This window comes from Nitrosomonas limosa, assembly GCF_054188085.1.
This window is the reverse complement of record NZ_CM135180.1, coordinates 163437-183256: the sequence shown is the minus strand read 5'-3', so window position 1 is coordinate 183256 and position 19820 is coordinate 163437. Positions and strand designations below refer to the sequence as shown.

Here is a 19820-nt window from a genome sequence, read left to right as displayed (position 1 = left end):
TGCTATCACTGAATCAAAGTTAAAATTCTTTCTGCGAATCGCTTGCTTAATTGCCATAAATTAATTTAAGTGATTATTCTTCAATCTATCTTTCAAATCTGGATAAAACACTCTAATGAAACTCATCACATCCAAAGACGGTACCGCCATTGCATGCTGGCAAGGCGGCTCGGGTGATCCACTCCTGCTGATACATGGAACGACCGGAGATCACACCACATGGATTTCTCCGCTTCCCCAACTGCAGCAATATTTCACTGTCTGGACCATGGACCGGCGCGGACGGGGGCAAAGTGGCGACGGCGACTGCTATGCTTTAGCGCGCGAATGCGAAGATATCGCTGCGGTCGTCGAGTCCATCGGAATCCGCGTCCATGTATTGGGCCATTCATTTGGCGGACTGTGCGCGCTCGAAGCAGCGTTATTGACCCCCAACATCGGCAAACTGATTCTCTATGAGCCTTCAATCACGCTGACCGGCAGCAACTGGTCAGCGGAACTGGAAAATCGCTTGCAAGCACTGTGGCAGCAAAATGCATGGGAAGAATCGCTGTTATTATTTTTTCGCGATTTGCTTAAAACACCGCAGGCGGAAATCTCCGCTTTACAAAGCGGCTCCGGCTGGATTTCTCGGGTCGCAGCCGCGCATACCATTTTGCGCGAATTGCAAAGCATTGATCGTTACGTTTTTGCGCCGCAAAAATTTCAAGCGTTGAAAAATTCCACTCTGCTGATGATTGGCGGCGACAGCCATGAACGGCGCTTCAAAACAGCCGGGCTGTTGCAACAATACTTGAGCCATAGTCAGCGCGCCGTACTCGCGGGACAGCAGCACAGTGCGATGCGTAGCGCACCCGGCTTATTTGCACAAACCATTATTGAATTCCTAAATCAACCATAAATTTCAGCGACGGAGCAGCGGCCGCTTACTGCATCGCCTGGCTCCGTTGCCGGCGCTTATTTGCAAGTGCTTTAGTCAATACGCAGGCAACGCTCAAAACACCGATCAATACCCCCCAGCTCACCTGAGGGTCGGCGGAATATCTCCCGATCGACGCAAATAAAGCCGGCCCCAGCGCAAAGCCCGAGAAAAATGCCACGGATAAATAGCTTGAAGCCACAGTCACCGCGCCAAATCCGGAATCTCTGACCAGCATGCTCATCGCGATGGCATTGGTAGCGACTGCAGTAAATCCCATGCCGGCTGCGCCGATCCACAAGCGCCAGTGACTATGATTATCTGTCTGCAACGTGACAAACATGGCGCAAGCCGCAACAGCAATCAGTATAAACAGCAGTGATGATTCGTCTTTGAGCTTTGCGCCGATTGGCGTCAGCAAGATTCTGGACAACATACCCATGACGCCGAAAACAGCGATCAGCATATCCGCCCATAACAGCGCCATTCCTTGTTGCGTTGCAAATGCCGGCAAAAAGGTAACAAACGCGGACAACGAAATCGCCACACAAAATTGAATCGCCATCAGCCATCCCAATGACCCATTGGGAGGCGTTAGTGACCAGCTATTATTGGTAAAACCGTTTCGCCGGGGAATAATAAAAACCGTTACCAGCCCAAATAAAAGAGCAACCGGCACAATGACGGCAAACGCTGTACGCCAGCCGAACTGAAATGCGATAGCGGGTAATAACAACCCGGCAACAAGCGCCGCAAGCTGCACGCCGGATTGCTTCAGCCCAACCACCCAGGCTTTCTTTTGCGGCGGGATTTGTTGCGCAATGAGCAAATTGGTAACCGGATTGGACAATGCTTGCGCGATACCGCAACAAGCAGCGGCGAGTATCAGACTGTCAAAATCCGTGGCAACGGTAATCAACAAGAAAGCCATCGCAACCGCGATAAAGAGCATTAGTAATGCTTGGCGTGAGCCAAGAAAATCGACAACCCGGCCAGCGTAGAGTGAAAGTACCGCCGCCAAACCGAATGAACTCATGATCAAATATCCGAGTGATGCGGTTTCGAACTTCAAGTCAGCGCTCAACAATAACCCCAAGGTACTGGTCGCGTACAAAATGAGCATCGGCAGGGTCATCGCAAACACCAGCAGAAATTGCAATGCAACCGCCGTCATCGCAACGGTTGTGGTTTTATAAGCAGCAGTCAGCATAACTGTTTAGAAAGATAATCGCGCACCTGAAGATATCGGATCAGCGATGCATTTCAATCAAAGGAATAAACCTTTTCACGTTGATAGAAACTGATTAACCGGCGTCCTATCGAACTGATTAATGCTTCGTCATTGCCATCGAGAATGCGCGACGAACGCGCTATCCGGCTAATGCCAAACAATGGGGTCAAATCGCTGAGACCCTCAGCGCCATACAGTTGGATCGCGGAATCCGAAGCAATGCACAAAGCGCGGGATGATGCCAATTTTGCGACATTGATAGCAATTTCATCCGGGACTTGCGCATCGACACTGCGTGCGGCGATACGAATCAATTCGCGTGCGCTGGCAATCGCATGGTAGGCATTGACCATGTGCTGCCGCACCAGTTGTTTTTCAGCCAGTCTGCTGAATTTACCGCGAACCGAATGAATCCGAGCTCCCATCAAATCCAAACAACGCTGCGCCAAGCCGATCCAATTCATAGCGCGTAACACCCGCCCGAGACTCAATCGGATGTTCATCAGCTCCATGCCGTTACCGCAAAGACCCAGCAGATAATGTTCCGGTACTTGTACATCCGTTAATGAGACCTCGCCTTGTCCGTACGAATGCCCCATCATTGTCAGTAGACGCTCAATTTTGAAACCGGCGGCATTAGTCGGTACGATAACCATGGATAGCGCATGATGAACCGGTATATCCTCACTGCCGGTACGCGCCAGCACAGTCATGAATGTCGCGCGATCCGGATTCGAAATAAACCATTTTTTACCATTGATACGCCACTGGCCTTTCGACAAACTGGCAGTTGTCGAAATCAGACTTGGAATCGAACCGCTATGGCCAGGTTCAGTCATGCCATAGCAAGGGATTGCGTTTCCGCTGACCATCGGTTCGAGAAATTGCCGAACAATCGTTTCATTTCCGAATTTCAACAACATATGCGCATCCAACGCAGTATGACTGCCGAAAATATCTTGAGAAAATCCCGTTCGTCCTTCTTGCTCCGCAACGATCAAGTAATCTTCGAGAGAAGCAATTTTTCCGCTGTGCGACAGCGGATAAAACAAATTGCATAAACCCGACTGTCTTGCAGATTGCATCAACTCCATTTGCAACGCCAACGAGCCTTGATCCCGCAACGCCAATTTTGATTCGTTGGGAATAATGACCTCGTCAACGAACACTTTGACCGCATTCGCCAGTGCTTTCGCAGTTTTTGTATTCTGCCTGTGTTCAGCCATCAATGCGCCCTCTGTATTGATGAAACAGCCTGATTCAACACGTTCGGACCCAGTATAAACTGCGCGCTTTCCAATTCGGCAGTCAAGCGCCTTTTATCAACTTTTCCGGCCGGACTCAGCGGTAATTGCCGCAGGTACCTGAGATATTCCGGCAGCTTGTTTTTCTCTAACCCCTGATCGAGTAAAAAGCGTGTAAATTGCGCCAGCGATGGCCGTTCAGCACTGTCATGCATAACCAGGCATAAACAGATCCGCTGCCCGAGATCGTGATCGGCAACCGGAACACACACGGCACTGACCACAGCCGGGTGCGACACAGCAATACTTTCAATTTGCGCAGGGCTGATATTAACGCCGCCACGAATGATGATTTCCTTCTTCCTTCCAGCCAGTATTAGATAACCATCCTCATCGATAAAACCGAGATCTCCGGTGTATACCCAACCGTCTTCATCGCGGTAGCGGGCATCCAGTTCCGGATTATTGACATACTGCATCGGCGTTATCGGTCCTCGCGCGGCAATCTCGCCAATCTGACCGCGTGCTACTTCGCGTTTATGATCATCGACAATCTTGATCGAACACACATCCGGATTGGGCCGGCCGGTTTTGTGCAGAATCGTATCTAAGCTATCATCCGGCATCGTGTGGCAATTCACCCCGTCAGCCGAACCGTATAAGCTGATGAAACCGCATCGAAAGGCTTCGGTGCACCGGCGAATCGACGCTTCATCGATCTTTGCGCCGCCACTAATGATAGCGATTAAGCTGGATTTATTTGCACGCGCCAGTTCGGGGTCTGCTGCAATGCGCTGAAACATTGTGGGTACGCCAAAAATATGCGTCGGATGCAATTCTCCAATCGCACGAATAGCGGCACCGGCATCGAACTGCGTCAACACCAGCACCGCGCCCCCAAGCCAGGACAAAACTCCAAACGTCGCAGTTGAACCAAAAGCTGTTCCCAGCGGCATTAAGTACAAACCGCGGAAACTGCCGCCATCGGGACAAATGCGTTGCAGAAAACGGCCGCGCCCGCCGGCTAATGCATTATGTGAATAAGCAATCCACTTCGGATCCGATTCGGTACCTGACGATATCAATAATCGAACCGGCCAACCGGGATCCACGCCTGGCAAGTGATTGGAAGCAATCGGTTTTGATTGATAGAGCGATTCCAACGTATGCCAGCCATCCCGTGCTTCACCGTTCACAACAAGAATTCTTAGGGATAATAAGCCGGGACGCAGCGATTCGATCATCTCGCATACATCCATTTGCACAAATTTTGAATCAACAATAATAACCCGCGCATCACAGCGGCTTAGCAATGATTGCGTATCGAGACGCCCACGGCCAGGCGGAAAAGGCGCAACAATGGCTCCCAATGCGGCAGCCGCTAAATCTATCGTGCAATGATGCCAACTGTTGGAAAGCTGATAAGCAATCACATCCCCGGCAACGACACCCAACGAGTGAAAACTGGCAGCCAGACACGCAACCCGATACTGCAATTGCTCATAAGTAATCGTTTGTTCCAAAGAAACGACCGCTAACTTATCAGGATGTATCTGAACTTTCTCACAAAAAAGCTGGTATAGAGATTTATTGGGATAAGTACCGTTCATAATCCATTGGTTCCGGACATCAACCGGAACCAGATCCAATATTCCGGATTGGTTCATTGAAAACTCCATGGAGAGGTTACTTGCGTATATGACCCGCGACTGAGCGACGATTGCAACTGAGAACAATTCTGCAGATCGGCGAGATCTTCAATTACGACGGCTGCAGACACTCCCGCTTGCTGCAATCGCGCTGCCCATTCCTGTGCGCTGCCGGTTAGCAGTAATTCGCGCAAACACTGCTGCACATCAATCTGTTTATCATCGAACAACTTGCTAAATAGCTGGATTAACCGCTGCAATGCAGCATCGTCACAGCACTCGATCGCCAGCATTCCTTGCTTGGTTGCATATACATTGTTTAACCGGCTTGCGAAGGGAGCATTGACTTCGAAAAAATGATGTTGCCGCTGGAAATCTTCACTGCATAATAATGTAGCTGCGCTCAATAACGAGGATGTGACTTTACCGCCGGTATGATTCACCAAGCGGTTAAATAAGCCAATAGTTATTCCTTGAGCTGCAACGACGCCTCCCAGCAGATCCAAAACTGTAAACAACGTGCCGCCGCGAGTGCCGTTCGCTCGCGAAATTTTATGCGCGACACCGGAGTGAGCTTGTACCATGAAATCGGTACCCGGCATTGTATTGAGTCTTAAAGATGAGCCGCCATTACTTGACCAGCCGGCCGCATACGCATAAATCAGAGCCGGATTGACATCCGCAAAATCGGCAGCATCCAGCTTCAGCTGCGCGGCTTTATGAGGCGCCCAGTTATGCAAAAAAACATCGGCATTCTTTGCCAATTCCATGATTTCAGCGTGTCCGGAAGCGGATTTGATATCAATTTCCCGGATGGATTTAAGCCGGTTAAGCGCATCGAATCTCACCGAGCATCCGTCCGCGAGCGGCGGCATGCCGCGTAATGGATCGCCGCCCGGCGGTTCGATGCGAATCACTTCGGCTCCAAGCAACGCCAGCAAATGTCCGGCCAACGGACCTTGAATACGCCGGCAAGATTCGATCACTGTCATCCCGCTCAAAGGTAATTCATGTTGAGCCTTGGTGTGGCGCATCGCCGTTGCAGCAGTTGTCAAATCAAATGCCCAAGGGCCATTCAGCCATTCGCATTTAAGCCGCTCATCGGTGATTCTGTCATCCAGTGTTTGAACCGGGCAAATCGAAAGCCCCGTTTGCGAACATAATTCAGCAATGTCCGCATAAACCACCTGTGTGAGCGCATGCGTTAATTCATCGGGCAACGGTGCGATCGCTTTGGCGTAACGCAATAAAAAGGCAGTCCAGCCTTTACCGGCCAATGTGGCATTGATACCCAGCCGGGTCCAGAACTTCAGCCACGGTTCCGCATTCAAGGTTTCCAGCTCAAAAATCACACCATCCGAAGAAACAAAAGGTGGCGCGGGAACCTGCTTCCTATCAACACCCGGTAAGTTCTCACCGGCTGTCCCAACCGTCGCGTCCGCTAAATATTGAGAAGTGCTCAGTAACGCCGCTGATGCCATGGAAATCTGCGCGCCGGTAAACGAAAGACCGCGCAATTGCCCAATTGCAGCGGCAACCGCACCTTGCAATGCTAATGCTGCCGTCATGGTTGAAACATAATTAAGACCTAGGGATTGTATTTTTCCGGATGCCCGGCCATGAACCGACATCAGTCCGCATGCAGCTTGCAAGATATTTTCACTCGCCACGTTGTTCGATTTGCGCATTTGATCCCACGCTGTCACTTCGCAAGTAACGGGGGCCGTAACCGGTGTCTCCAAGACGAATGAAAAACCCGCTTCATCAATACTGTCTCGTGCATGTTCGATTCTCATGCCTAGTGCGCTGGCCTGATAAAACAGCGAAAAAATCGATGCCGAGAAGTTTGAAGCAGAATTCTGCCACGGCGCGGTGATCACGCAATTTTGAAGCGGAGTATTCACGGCTTGGATGTAAGCGTATTCATTAATAAAACATTACCCGATTAACCACCTGCCACCGCAGGCAGAATGGTTACGACATCGCCTTCTTGCAAAGGCGTGGCAAGTCCTTCCTGGAATCGGATATCGTTATCATTGACATAGATGTTGATGAAGCGATGCGCACTCCCCTCCGACACCAGTTTCGCCTTAACGCCCGGATATTGCTGCTCCATCCGGTCGATCACTTCTGAAACCTTGATGCCATCGATATGAATATGCTTTTGCTGATTAGTCAGCGGTCTTAATATGGTCGGGATGATGACTTTGATCGACATCTCTGCTCCTGTTAAAGAAATTTACGTAACTAAATTTAACTATATGTAAAATAATATAATTTCTGTTGTTATCGACGAATACTTAATCGCAAGTGGCATCACAATAAAAAAACCAGATTTCCTTGATTCTTTGCGCCAGCGATGCGCTTTTGCATCGAATTCAAAGAAATCTGAAGGGAGGGACATAAAACACTAGGATCATTTATTCCAGCGACACTCCAAACATTTCGCCAGAACCTTTTGAAACCGATTACTTATTCACGCAACCATTTGCAATTCCAGTTCCGGTTGATATTGATGGACGACCCGAATCCGTTCCTCGATCACCATTTGATCAATGATGCGAAAACTGCGGACATCTTCTTGATTGAGAGACGCCGTTGGAATAATCACATAATGCGCCTGCGGTTCGGTTGCAAGCTCCACATCGGCGCGGCTCGGATAAGCTTGGCTGCTGGTATGCGAGTGATAGATGACGACCGGCTCCTCGCCACGAGCTTCCATCTCTTTCCAGACCAGCAATTGCTGCTGCGGATCGAATCTGAAAAAGTGTTCCGATTGTGCGATATTCTTCATTGGAATCAGGCGCAATGGCAGATTGTATCCTGCTGGCCCTGCAATCACACCGCAGGTTTCAATCGGATGGTCATTCATCGCTTGCGAGATCATGGCTTCCACCAGCTTGTGATGTATCGTCAACATAATTGCTAGTCTCCTAATATAAAAAAACCAATTAATTGGTGAAAACAGGCCTTTCCTACAATTGTGTACTGTGACTACCGGATGTATTGACTGCTGTATTCTTTCAGTACGTCGGCAACGACTGATCGACGTCTTTGATCCATGCCGGAATGCCGCCATCCAGGCTTTTTACGTTGTTAAATCCATATTTCTGCATTTCTATCAGTACATCGCGGGAACGCACCCCCATTTTGCAATGCAACACGATAAAGTCTTCTTTATTCAAAGAGGACAGCACTTCTTCGGACATCATCCGATTCTTGGGAATATGTTTGGCGCCATCGATATGTACGATATTCCACTCCTCGATACCGCGAACATCGATGAGTTGCACATTGCTTCCTTGATCTTTGATGGCCTTCAGCTCTCTTGCACTGATTACTGGAATCGACGCGTCATGATCCGGCGCTATGCGGCTCATACCGCAAAATCTCTGGTAATCGATCAATTGCGTGACTGCAGTTCTTGTAGGCGCTTGCCGGAGTTGAATGAACCGGTAACTCATATCCAGTGCATCATATACGGCTAACCGCCCTAGCATGGTTTCACCGATACCGGCGATCAATTTGATCGCTTCTGTCGCCATCATCGAACCGACTGCCGCGCACAAAACTCCCAGTACGCCGCCTTCCGCACAAGAGGGAGCCATTTCCGCTGGCGGCGGTTCCGGGTAAAGGTCGCGGTAATTCAAACCAACACCGCCCGGTGCGTTTTCCCAGAATACCGAAACTTGTCCCTCAAAACGAAAAATGGATCCCCACACATAAGGTTTTCCCGCCAACACGCAGGCATCGTTCACCAAGTAACGCGTGGCAAAATTATCGGTGCCATCAATAATCAAGTCATATCCTGCGATAATCTCTATCGCATTCACCGCTTCCAGCCGCTCGCGATGCAACTGCACCGCTACATAGGGATTGATTTCTCTAATAGCATCCCGGGCGCTTTCGGACTTCAACCGCCCGATATCCGATTGACCATGAATGATTTGCCGTTGCAAATTCGATTCATCGACAACGTCAAAATCAATGATCCCAAGCGTTCCAACACCCGCAGCGGCAAGATACATCAGCACTGGAGAACCTAATCCACCGGCGCCTATCACTAAAACTTTGCTGCTCTTTAACCGCCTCTGTCCTTCCACTCCTACTTCAGGAATCAAAATATGGCGGCTGTAGCGCGAAACCTCTTGTTTACTGAGTTCTTCGACAGGATTCACTAAGGGTGGTAGCTGCATGGGATTCTCCATTCAAAAATTTGCTTTGCGCCGTTTCTCGCTTGAGTTAACTGACTGAACGCGCTGCAAACAAGCCGATGCTTACGTTTATTTCCACCTGATTGTTCTGCAGCTAAATTACCCTGGCGCGTTTTTTGCGAAATTTAATGGAAATAACCATTGTTGGGAATGTGACAAATTGTCGCGCGACAATTTGTCGCATCAACAATTTAAAGCTTTCAAGGTACGATTTAAAAAGGCACGTTAACGCAGAGCGGACTCAAGATATTTTCAACTACTTAATTTCTGGCCCCGCCGCTTACCGTGGCCGCATTTATTATTCAACTATCTGATATTAATTAACATTCAATGTATTCGCTGCGTTTTGAAGGATTGAAGCAACCGATCAAGTCATCGCCCAATTGAAATCTCCTATTCAGACAATACCCGGCATCATGTCACTCTTCGCAAGAAATCATCAGCTTCGAGCAACATTCCCTTTGTTTCGCATCACCGTGATTTTTCTGTCCGCAAGCATTGCATTCTGTTCGTCTCATGCGTTGGCATTCGACGCTGAAGACGATGAACCGGCGGAAGCTCTATTCCTACGCGGCGACCAAACCTGTACCGGTTGTCACGACGAAGGCGAGGAATCCGTGCTTGCGATTGGCCAAACGACGCATGGAACGAATGCCGATCAACTCGCGCCAACTTGTATCAGCTGTCATGGCAGAAGCCGATCTCACATCAACAATCCTGACAAGACACCAATGCCGGCACGTACGTTCGCCAGGAATTCGCGCAATACCATAGAAGACAGGAACCGTACCTGTCTCGACTGTCATCAAGGCGGACAGCGAATGCATTGGGCCGGCAGTACGCATGCAAATCGCGATGTTGCTTGTACCGCTTGCCATCAAATTCACGCAGCCCGGGATAAAGTGCGCGATAGAAATTTTCAGGCAGAAGTCTGTTTTTCCTGTCATAAAGAACAGCGGACACAAATCAACCGGCCTTCCCGCCATCCCATTCGCGAAGGTAAGGTGATTTGTTCGGATTGTCATAATCCGCATGGTTCCGCTGGCCCCAGCAAAATGCTTCGGGACAGCGTGAATGACACTTGTTACACCTGTCATATGGAAAAACGCGGCCCTTTTGTCCGCAATCATCCGCCGGTTCAGGAGAATTGCGCGCTTTGCCATAACGCGCATGGAACCACAGCACCCAATTTGCTGCGAGTACGCTCCCCCTTTCTTTGTCAGGAGTGTCATGAACCGAACACCCATCATGGCAGCCCCGGCACAATCGACGGCGCCTATCGAAGGAACCTTCTCGCCAGAGGGTGTTTGAATTGCCATACCCAAATCCATGGCAGCAATAATCCTGAAAATATTCGTCTCGAAGATTTATTCCAGCGATGATACCCCAGTCAAAAATCACCCGGAAAACCGGAAAAATCATTTTCCCGTTGATCGCTGCAATTTTTTTGCTGTTTTTGATTACACCTGCAGCAGCCAAGCATGATGAACTTAAACGATTGACGCAACCGCACAGCGCGGTCAATTTTGGAACCGGCATTCTCGCGAATGATAATGCTCGTTATGGTCAATATAATGGCCTTAGAGACGATGGACCTTATGCCATTTTTAATGTAGAGATAAAAAAACGCGATGAACATACCGGCACCTGGCTTAATTTAACCGGGCGCAATCTGGGACTCAGCAATCGCGACATCCGTTTCGAGCATATCAAACAGCGGCATTGGGCTTATTTTATCGATTTCAGCCAAACCCCCCGATATGAACCGTTCACAATCGTAACCGCAATCACCGGAATTGGTAGCGCGCAACTACAGGTTCCGGCTTCTCCCACAACCGGGGAAGCCACACAACTGAAAACCGAGCGGCAAGCCCTCTCCTTTGGAATGAGCCGGTATCTGCCCGGCAATTTTGCATTGGAATTTCATTTCCGTAATGAAGAGAAAGACGGCTCGAGAATTTTCGGACGCGGTAACCGCCTGGGGCCGCCATTACCCGGCGTAGTCGGCAGTTATGAGTTTCTACCGGAGCCGATCAACTATACCACCCGGCAATTTGGCGGCAACCTCAATTATAACGGTAAGCAATTACAGCTTTCCGGCGGCTATTATGGAACAATTTTCATTAATAGAAACAATGCATTGTATACCCATGGCGGAAGTACTCAAGGTGGCATCTATGCACCCAGCTTATTAGCACCGATTGCGTTGCCGCCGGATAACCAATCCCACCAGGTATTTCTATCGGGCAGTTATATTTTTACCCCGGCTACTAATGGTCATTTTAAAACGGCCTATACCCGTGCAACTCAAACAGATAGCTTCTTTCCCACCCAATACTTGGCGCCAGGCATTGGAAACAATCTAGGGGGCCGGATTGATACCGTGTTGGTGCAAGCCGGCATCACCAGCCGCCCGCTGACGAAATTGTCAGTAATGGGAAATATCCGGTTCGAAGACCGGGACGATAATACTCCGGCACTGCTTTACAATCCGCTGGCTTTACAGCCGGATCTGAACGGCAATCGCTGGAGCGGATTCAATCAACCGCGTTCATTTAGCACGCTGACAGGAAAACTTGAAGCCAGTTATGCATTACCCATGAATTTCCGGTTAATCGGCGGGATCGACTATGAACTTTGGCATCGCCGCTGGCAGCCAGCCTTTGTCGGCCACCGTGCCAGAACGGATGAAATCTCTTACAGAGCGGAACTACGCCGCACGCTGGCGGATTCCCTGACCGGATCAATTTCATATATTCATAGCGATCGTTCCGGTTCGCCGTTCATTTCAACAAAAACTGCAACCGGAGAGCCATTCTTCAATACGATTGCCCCGCTTAATCTCTCGGATCGGAAGCGCGATATGGTTCGTCTGATGTTGCATTGGGAACCCTTTGAACTGCTATCGCTGCAAGCGATCGTTCACGAATCGTTCGATGATTATGACCACCGCAGCGGCTCGAATCTGGGATTGCGGAACGGCTCCGCCAGAAACTATTCACTCGATGCGGCCTACACCATCTCGGAGAATTTGCAAGCGATCGCATGGTTTTCACGCAACGAAACCTATATTGATCAAGCCTCGAGAAATTCAATCCCTGGTAATCCTATACGCGAAATCTGGTCTGTCGATCTTCAAAATATCGGCACCTCATTCGGGCTCGATATCAATGGAAAGCTGAATGACACAATTGAAATCGGAGCAAGCGCATCCCACGCCATCATCATTGATAAATTTAAGCAAGCAACAAGCACACCGTCCATTTATTCTGTACCGGATATCTCATCCGAACTGAGCAACATGCGGTTATTCGCACGATATGCGGTACAGAAAAACTTTTTCCTGCATTTGGATTATATTCTTAACCGCTTTAAAACCAACGAGTGGACCTGGAATCACTGGACTTATAGCGATGGTACGCAATTAACGCAAGACGCCAATCAGTTAGTAAATTTTGTTGCACTTTCGGCGCATTACCATTGGCAATAATAAATCTCTATCTTTTAATGTGGCGGTAACAATATCCGGATCCTTTTGTATTTTCCGATTGTTCGGAAAAACTAGGAAGCCTTGATGAAATCCCGGACTATTCTAATTTGATGATCGTCCATCAGCATCGGCGAATGACCGATACCCGGTAGTTCCACGATTTGCGCTTTGGGTCCTCGGGTCTGCATTTGGGCAGCCGTTTGCACCGACAGCACGTCCGATTCAACACCCCGTAAAACCAATGCCGGTACTGTCAACTGGTCCCACTGCCGCCACAGATCGATATCGGTGATTTCATGCGCCTTAAAACTGTAAGCAATTTTCGGGTCATAACGAAAACCATACGTCCCATCCGCATACTCACGGGCGCTATGAACCGCCATATGCGTCCATTGTTCTTCCGTTAATGGGCCAAACGTCACCGAAATCGCTTTCATGTAAGCTTTAAATGCTGCAAAATTTTCAAAGCGCGGATCTTTACCGACATAATCAGCAATTCGCTTCAAGGCCGCGGCAGGAATCAGCGGCCCGATATCGCTCATAACCAATTTGTTGAGTGCCACGGGAAGATTGGGTTGTATCGCCAGAATCATTCCAATCAATCCTCCCATCGACGTTCCAATCCAGTTGAGGGTGATTTTTTGCGCATACTGCGATTGAATATGCGCCACCAGCGCGAGCGCGTCGGACAAGTATAAAGGGTAAAAATCGTAATCCTGCGCATGCTCCAGCCAATCGCTTTGGCCGCGCCCGACGACATCCACGCTAATGACTCTAAATTCCGCTTGCAGGGTCTGCGCAAGAAAATCGAAATCCCGGCAATTCCGGGTCAAGCCATGAACACACACGATTACGTTTGGATTACTGGGATTGCCCCAGTCAGTATAAGCAATCTGATGCGGTTTGCGCTGCTCGCCACTGGCTGAAAGTGTCGGAACTAATAACCGCTTGATTGTTATATCCATGACATTTATTCCGTTATTAATCGTGTACATTCACCGTGTTTCTTATGTAACGTGCTACGATAAAACACAGCAGGTTATTATATTCATCCCGTTCTCAATTTTGCGGCTCTTCGATGGCACGCAAGAATTTTTATACCTATAATTCCAGTACCGGTTAATTCCGGCACGATTCCCAAGTTTTAGTTCATACAAACACAAAAGATGAAATTATCAGAGCTTTATTGGCATCGCATCACGCCATTACATATACTGTTATGGCCGCTTAGTATTATTTACAGGTTTTTTATAGTGCTCAAAAAAGCCTGTTACTGGTTGGACATTTGTCACACGATCAAACTTCCGGTTCCTGTCATCGTTATCGATAGCGCCAGCGTTAACGATGGCGGCAAAACGCCTTTGTTGCTGTGGTTCGTGGATTGCCTGCTGAGCCAGGGATTTTCACCCGCCATCATCACGCGAGACAATTCCGCCTATTCCGGTTTACCCGGACCAGTCGCATTCAACAATGATCGCCGCCATTATGGTGCAAAGACTTTATTACTCGCTCATCATTGTGGAAAATCCTGTCCGGTCTGGACCGGAAGTGACAATGTAGCCGTTGCTAAAGCGATGCTTGATGCGAATCCGTCTTGTAATGTCATACTCTGCAGCGACGGATTACAGGATTTCCGGCTCGAGCGCGATATCGAGGTGATTGTAGTTGATTTTAACGAGCAAAGCTTGGGTAATGGTTTGCTATTGCCCGCCGGTCCGCTCAAACTAAGCTTTAATAATCTCGATCACGCGAGTTTTATTGTAACGAACAACAATTCTGACTATCCGGATGATTTTATGAATCGGCGCAAAACCTACAACATGAAATTGTTTTATGAAATCGCTTATAAAGTAGAGAATCCTGAAATACAAAAAACGATTGCGGATTTTAGGAATGACCGGTTGCATGCTGTTGCGGATGTCGATAATTTTCCCTGGTTATACGAGGTTCTGATGAAAGCCGGCATTGATGCCGAGTTTCACACCTGCGCGGAAAATCACCGGTTTATACCCGAAGACATCAATTTTCCAGAAGCCGGCATGGTGCTGATGCCTGAAGAAAACGCACTGCAATGCCAGGATTTTGCACATGATAAACTTTGGGCATTACCTTACAACGCTTGGGTCAATACAGAACTGCAGCAAGCTTTATTGAATAAACTGCGGAATGTATCGGCTAAAAGCTAGGAAATAGCGTCTGACAAGGGGACCAAGCCAACTTTAGAAATATATCCCGCATCAATCGACTGACTCACCAAGCCTGTTGGCCCAGCCGATCGCTTGCAGTTCGATATCCGCCAGTTCACTTAGACTTAGAAAACCTAAGCCATTCAAAATTGATTGAATGGCCGTAACTTCACCTTTTTCATTGGCTTCAACTAATTTTAGCTCTTGCCCTAGCCGCCCATCGCGGGTCAATAAAGCCTGGCTCATGTCTTCCGGAATGCCCAGTTTGTCGATGATCTGTTGCATGTCCATGCCCAGCAAAGTATCCAGAAGCGATAATATTCCGACCATGAAAGCTCTCTCATGATGGTTCTTATCGTGCGGGCGCTCCGAAATTGCAATTAATTCCATCAACTTTCCCCGTGCCGCCGCTGTTTGCATCAGCGCATTGGATGCGCCGCCATCGGCTTGATCCGCCGTATACAGCAACAGTTGAATCCATCGTTGCAGTTGTTGACGCCCCAGAATCATGATCGCATGCTTGATTGAATTGATCTTTTGCGGCAAACCGTTCGCAACCGAGTTAACCATGCGCATCAGGTTATAACTGAGACCGGGCTGGTGTTTAAATTCTTTTTCCAGCTCCTCGACATCGCTATCACCCATCGCTAATGTCAACAACTTCAGCAGTGCAAGTTTTCCAGGATCAGCTCTTTTAACCGCCATGACTTCCGGTTTGGCAAAATAATATCCTTGGAACATTTGAAATCCTAATTGCCGACATAGCGCTTCTTGTTCGCGATTCTCAACTTTGAGCGCCAATAGCAATACCGGCCACCGGTTTAGATCTGAAACCAGTTTTGTCAATTGCGGTTTTTCTATTTCCAGGACATTGACTTTAACAACACTGACGATCGGGAGCAATTGTTCAATCTTGCTATTTATTTCAACGATATTATCGAGCGCGAATTGATAGCCTTTCTGCTTGAGGTCGTTGCATCGAGCCAGAAATTCTGCTGTGATCAATTCTGTCTCCCTGATTTCAAGGACAACATGCTTGGCTGGCAGCAAGCTGATGATGTCGCTCATCACCAATTCGGGGTTCGCGTTGACAAAGCCACGCAGTTTACCTAACACATTCTGAATGCCTAACTGGCAATAGGCGTTGATGATGACATTGGCTGATGCCGATAGGTCATTCGTTATTGTAGCCGCTTCGTCCGTTTCTTCTTGCCTGAAAAGCAATTCGAACGCCACCAAGTTTTGGTTACGATCTAAGATTGGTTGCCGCCCAAGAAAAAAGCCTTCCATCTATTTCCTCACAATGAACCCGTTGTTTTATTCAGAGTAAATCCGCTTATTATTTCTGGATGCTCGAAAATCTCTTCCGCATAGGAAAAGATTGCCACGAACCAGCATGAATAGCGAATTGTTTAATAGCGTTGTCTAGTTATGCGAGCGCAGGAATTGCGCGATTTTTTCCGGTTCGCTTTGCTTGATAAAGCGCTTTATCAGCCCGGCTGATTACGGAATTCTGATGTTCGCCGAATGATCGTAGCGCCACGCCGGCACTGAATGTCACTGGCATTGGCTGGTTATCGATTTGAATTGAGAGACTCTTAGCCAAATTGTTTTGCAGCCGCTGGATAATGGTCAAGGCATCTTCCATGACCACGTCAGGCAATAGAATCACAAATTCTTCGCCGCCAAAACGGGCGACAATATCGGTAGGGCGTAAAGTTTCTTTGGCTACAGCAACAAAATTAATCAGAATGCTGTCACCCGATTGGTGACCAAGGCTATCGTTAATTTGCTTAAAATTATCCAAATCAATAACAACCACACCTAACGACTGTGCATTCCGGTCAGCGCGTGCTGCCTCACGAACGAAGGTTTCATCCAATCCGCGTCGATTAAACGCCCCGGTCATTTGGTCAGTTTGCACGAGCCCACGTAATTGCTCGATCTCGTCTTTCAATGATTCAATTTTTTGCTCGGCTCGCTTAATTTGCTCTTGCGCCGCAAACACTTCATCGTTGGCTCTCAACCCTCTGGTATCAGTCAATACCATATCAAGAATACGAATGATTTCATCGGCATTTCGTGTTTTCCGAATCTGGTCAGCATAGCGTTCAACTTGCTTATAGTAATCTTCCGAATCAATCATAGGTTTCCGCTCACTTGTCATAGCATCCGTTGATTTAACCAGCCGCAATATCCTTTTTTGCCCTTGTTTGGTAGCTCCTTGCATAGCTATTCTCCTCAAATGACCGCATTGAATGCCAGGCTACGCCAGTTCGGGGAATAATTCGTTGGATTGCGAAGGAGAACCCATTCCGGTATAGACTGCCATGGTCATAAAGTTAACAGACCTAAACCAGGATGAATTGAATGAATAACAAGGGAAATCTGTGTCATTTGCAATCATACACTTTATTCACATTATAAAACAATGCGTTACATCACCTATTCCGATATCAGGATTTGATTTTTACCGCCTTTCTTTGCCCGATAGAGTGCTTCATCGGCGCGTTTGAATATAGCTTCCTGCGATTCACCCGAGCGAAGTTGCGCCACACCCGCGCTAAAAGTGATTAGCAATCGCTTATTTTCATGCAAGAAAAATTTTTTAGTCAAATTCCGCCGGATTCTGGATAGAATTTGAACGCCTTCTTCAAGATTCGTATTGGGTAATAAAATGACAAATTCCTCACCACCATAGCGCGATACAATATCTTCCGGACGCGTGGTATCTTTGACCGACTCAACCAGATAAACCAACGCATCATCACCGACCTTATGGCCATGTGTATCGTTCAATTGCTTAAAATTATCAATATCCAAAAGCGCATAACATAACGGCACTTGATGTCGGAGGGAGCGAGCGGCTTCCCGCTCAAAAGCACTATCCAAGCCCCTACGGTTCAATATCCCGGTGAGATGATCTTCATGCACCTTTTCGCCCATCACCTGCAATTCGGTTTCGAGCTGATTGATTTTACTTTGCGCCAAACTGACTTCGGCACGAGCGGCCAAGAAATCGTTGCGGTAATCAGATGTGCTTTTCTGCATTTCCTTGGTTTCACTCATAATCAATGCAAGCAACTGATTCAGCTCTTTAATATCATCTGTCTTACTGATTGTATCAACATAGTGCTCGAGCTTTGCCTGATATCCATCGGTTGTATCAGTGAGTCCCTCAATATTGGTAATCAGTGAAGTCACCATTTTCTTCAAGGTCAACTTGGCTTCACTTAAATTGCTTTTGATAATTTCCTGCCGTTGCGTGATTTCTTCTAAATACCGCTCGGCCTGCTTTATCACTTGTGTATCTATCGGTTTAGCAATTGTTTCTCGCAACTGTCCGATCCTGGTACCGATCCATTGGTCTTCCGCCAATATTTCACCGGTACTGTCCATCAGCATATTCAGCAGCTTGAGCAAGCCTTGCTGCAATTTCCCTGCGCCTTGATCATAATCCGCAAATCTACGACTAAAATCACGAAAAAGATCGATAAAATTCTCCATTTCCGTTTCGTCGCGTGCGCCTCGGAGCCGTTGCGCCAGCGCTCTCACCTCATCAGCCAAATTTGCATCATCTGTCCGTTTCGCCACAATCTGCTCGATCATTTCCGCTACCAATTCCCGCAACTGGTCTGAGAACTCATTCCCCATCTCTCGTTGCTCAGATACAGGCTGCTCGTCCTGTGAATCCAGAGCACTCAACCGGGAAGTTTGTGAGGAAGAATTTTCGGGGAAATCACTTTCGGGTAATTCGGTAGGCGCTACATTCAATTCTCCCCAAGAATCTACCAATGCCTTCAGTTTATTGTGTAGTTGCTCGGAATCTTTCGAGAATTTCGCAAGCACTCGTTTAACGCCTTCCCTTTTCTTGGCAATTGTTAAACTACCCTTTTTATTCTCTAATTGCTTTAACAATGCTTCCAAGGTATCGCCCCAAGCGGGACTCTCTGATATCGGGTTATTCACCGGATTTGACGAACTTGCTGCAGTATTATCAGCAGGATCTCCATTTTTCCCGGAGTTGCCTGAAATCTGATAATAAAGCTTGAGATAATTATCCGGTGTTGGAGGAATTTTGAGCGCTGCTAACTGACGTAGCGTTTCACGCGCGATAATAGTCGGATTAGATTCTTTAAGCTGATTCATAGAATGCAAGAGAGAAGAAAATGAACATATTCAGATTACACAGTATTCGAAAAATATTGATTGCAACGCAGATATCTTGATTTCATGGATGGTTTAAAGTCATTCAACCAGTTTATTCTTTATCGCGTAGCGGATTAATTCTGAATTATTCGATAACTTGAGTTTCTCAAGTAAACGCGCACGATACACACTGACTGTTTTCGGACTTAAAAACATTTCCGCGGAAATTTCAGAGAGTGTTTTACCCGCAGCGATAAAGCATAATGTTTGATACTCACGATCGGATAGCGTGGTATATAGCGGTTTATCAACATCCGTATTGATAATATTGGCTAATTCTTGCGCTACTGCAGGACTGACATATTTATCACCCGTCGATACCTGACGAATTGCCACTACCAATTGAGCCGGTGCGCTTTGCTTATTGAGATAACCCGACGCCCCAGCTTTTAATGCACGTATCGCAAATTCGTGTTCGTTATGCATGCTGAGCATCAGTACTGCCAAGCTTGGTTTATCTTTTTTAATCTGTTTAAGAATCTCTATGCCATTCCTGTCCGGTAGGGAAATATCGAGTAACATGACATCAAAATCATGTTGCCGAGCAATTTTAATTGCTTGAAAACCTGTTTCCGCCTCACCGGTAACCTTGATATCATCAGTTTCGCTCAATATCTGCTTCAAGCCTTGACGAACAATTGCATGATCATCGGCTATCATCACGCTTATCATGTAGAC

The 19820-nt window shown here is 47.7% G+C and carries 16 protein-coding genes; 4 read left to right on the top strand and 12 right to left on the bottom strand.

Annotated features, from left to right (window positions below; all coding sequences use genetic code 11):
• Positions 1 to 115 precede the first annotated feature (115 nt).
• On the top strand, positions 116 to 901 hold the full coding sequence (locus ACV7NC_RS00795; RefSeq protein WP_458153520.1) for an alpha/beta fold hydrolase: 786 nt from the start codon (positions 116 to 118) through the stop codon (positions 899 to 901).
• 25 nt (positions 902 to 926) lie between these two features.
• Here the strand turns inward: ACV7NC_RS00795 and ACV7NC_RS00790 are convergent, their stop codons facing one another.
• The 7 genes from ACV7NC_RS00790 to moeB all read right to left on the bottom strand — a co-directional run bounded on the left by ACV7NC_RS00790 (position 927) and on the right by moeB (position 9239).
• Positions 927 to 2129: an MFS transporter gene (locus tag ACV7NC_RS00790; RefSeq protein WP_458153519.1), complete on the bottom strand. Its 1203-nt coding sequence runs from the start codon at positions 2127 to 2129 to the stop codon at positions 927 to 929.
• Between the two features lie 53 nt (positions 2130 to 2182).
• A complete protein-coding gene (locus tag ACV7NC_RS00785) occupies positions 2183 to 3376 on the bottom strand; it encodes an acyl-CoA dehydrogenase family protein (RefSeq protein ID WP_458153518.1) in 1194 nt (397 codons plus the stop codon).
• Positions 3376 to 5061: a class I adenylate-forming enzyme family protein gene (locus tag ACV7NC_RS00780; protein ID WP_458153517.1), complete on the bottom strand. Its 1686-nt coding sequence runs from the start codon at positions 5059 to 5061 to the stop codon at positions 3376 to 3378. Before ACV7NC_RS00780 ends, ACV7NC_RS00785 begins: the two co-directional genes overlap by 1 nt.
• Positions 5058 to 6947, bottom strand: coding sequence for a CoA transferase (locus ACV7NC_RS00775; protein ID WP_458153516.1), 1890 nt, complete (start codon positions 6945 to 6947; stop codon positions 5058 to 5060). Before ACV7NC_RS00775 ends, ACV7NC_RS00780 begins: the two co-directional genes overlap by 4 nt.
• Before the next feature lie 41 nt (positions 6948 to 6988).
• Complete coding sequence (locus tag ACV7NC_RS00770) at positions 6989 to 7261, bottom strand: MoaD family protein (RefSeq protein WP_458153515.1); 273 nt, start codon at positions 7259 to 7261, stop codon at positions 6989 to 6991.
• Between the two features lie 258 nt (positions 7262 to 7519).
• A complete protein-coding gene (locus ACV7NC_RS00765) occupies positions 7520 to 7963 on the bottom strand; it encodes a Mov34/MPN/PAD-1 family protein (protein WP_458153514.1) in 444 nt (147 codons plus the stop codon).
• A gap of 103 nt (positions 7964 to 8066) precedes the next feature.
• Positions 8067 to 9239 carry a molybdopterin-synthase adenylyltransferase MoeB gene (gene moeB, locus ACV7NC_RS00760; RefSeq protein WP_458153513.1) on the bottom strand — a complete coding sequence of 391 codons (1173 nt, stop codon included), beginning with the start codon at positions 9237 to 9239 and terminating at the stop codon, positions 8067 to 8069.
• 434 nt (positions 9240 to 9673) lie between these two features.
• Here moeB and ACV7NC_RS00755 point away from each other — a divergent pair, with 434 nt between their 5' ends.
• Together ACV7NC_RS00755 and ACV7NC_RS00750 are read left to right on the top strand one after the other, a co-directional pair.
• A complete protein-coding gene (locus ACV7NC_RS00755) occupies positions 9674 to 10639 on the top strand; it encodes a DmsE family decaheme c-type cytochrome (protein ID WP_458153512.1) in 966 nt (321 codons plus the stop codon).
• Complete coding sequence (locus tag ACV7NC_RS00750) at positions 10636 to 12747, top strand: MtrB/PioB family decaheme-associated outer membrane protein (protein WP_458153511.1); 2112 nt, start codon at positions 10636 to 10638, stop codon at positions 12745 to 12747. The genes ACV7NC_RS00755 and ACV7NC_RS00750 overlap by 4 nt, the downstream gene beginning before the upstream one ends.
• Before the next feature lie 71 nt (positions 12748 to 12818).
• Here the strand turns inward: ACV7NC_RS00750 and ACV7NC_RS00745 are convergent, their stop codons facing one another.
• On the bottom strand, positions 12819 to 13712 hold the full coding sequence (locus ACV7NC_RS00745) for an alpha/beta fold hydrolase (protein ID WP_458153510.1): 894 nt from the start codon (positions 13710 to 13712) through the stop codon (positions 12819 to 12821).
• A 201-nt stretch (positions 13713 to 13913) separates the two neighbouring features.
• On the opposite strand from ACV7NC_RS00745, the gene lpxK reads away from it, so the two are divergent.
• The gene (lpxK, locus tag ACV7NC_RS00740) at positions 13914 to 14933 is read left to right on the top strand and encodes a tetraacyldisaccharide 4'-kinase (RefSeq protein ID WP_458153509.1); all 1020 of its coding nucleotides are present in this window, start codon (positions 13914 to 13916) and stop codon (positions 14931 to 14933) included.
• A 51-nt stretch (positions 14934 to 14984) separates the two neighbouring features.
• Here lpxK and ACV7NC_RS00735 read toward each other — a convergent pair whose 3' ends face one another.
• From ACV7NC_RS00735 to ACV7NC_RS00720, 4 genes are all read right to left on the bottom strand, one after another.
• A complete protein-coding gene (locus ACV7NC_RS00735; protein WP_458153508.1) occupies positions 14985 to 16223 on the bottom strand; it encodes an EAL and HDOD domain-containing protein in 1239 nt (412 codons plus the stop codon).
• A gap of 139 nt (positions 16224 to 16362) precedes the next feature.
• On the bottom strand, positions 16363 to 17163 hold the full coding sequence (locus ACV7NC_RS00730) for a GGDEF domain-containing protein (protein ID WP_458153507.1): 801 nt from the start codon (positions 17161 to 17163) through the stop codon (positions 16363 to 16365).
• A gap of 215 nt (positions 17164 to 17378) precedes the next feature.
• Complete coding sequence (locus tag ACV7NC_RS00725; protein ID WP_458153506.1) at positions 17379 to 19082, bottom strand: diguanylate cyclase; 1704 nt, start codon at positions 19080 to 19082, stop codon at positions 17379 to 17381.
• A gap of 99 nt (positions 19083 to 19181) precedes the next feature.
• Positions 19182 to 19814 carry a response regulator gene (locus tag ACV7NC_RS00720; RefSeq protein WP_458153505.1) on the bottom strand — a complete coding sequence of 211 codons (633 nt, stop codon included), beginning with the start codon at positions 19812 to 19814 and terminating at the stop codon, positions 19182 to 19184.
• Between the last annotated feature and the right edge of the window lie 6 nt (positions 19815 to 19820).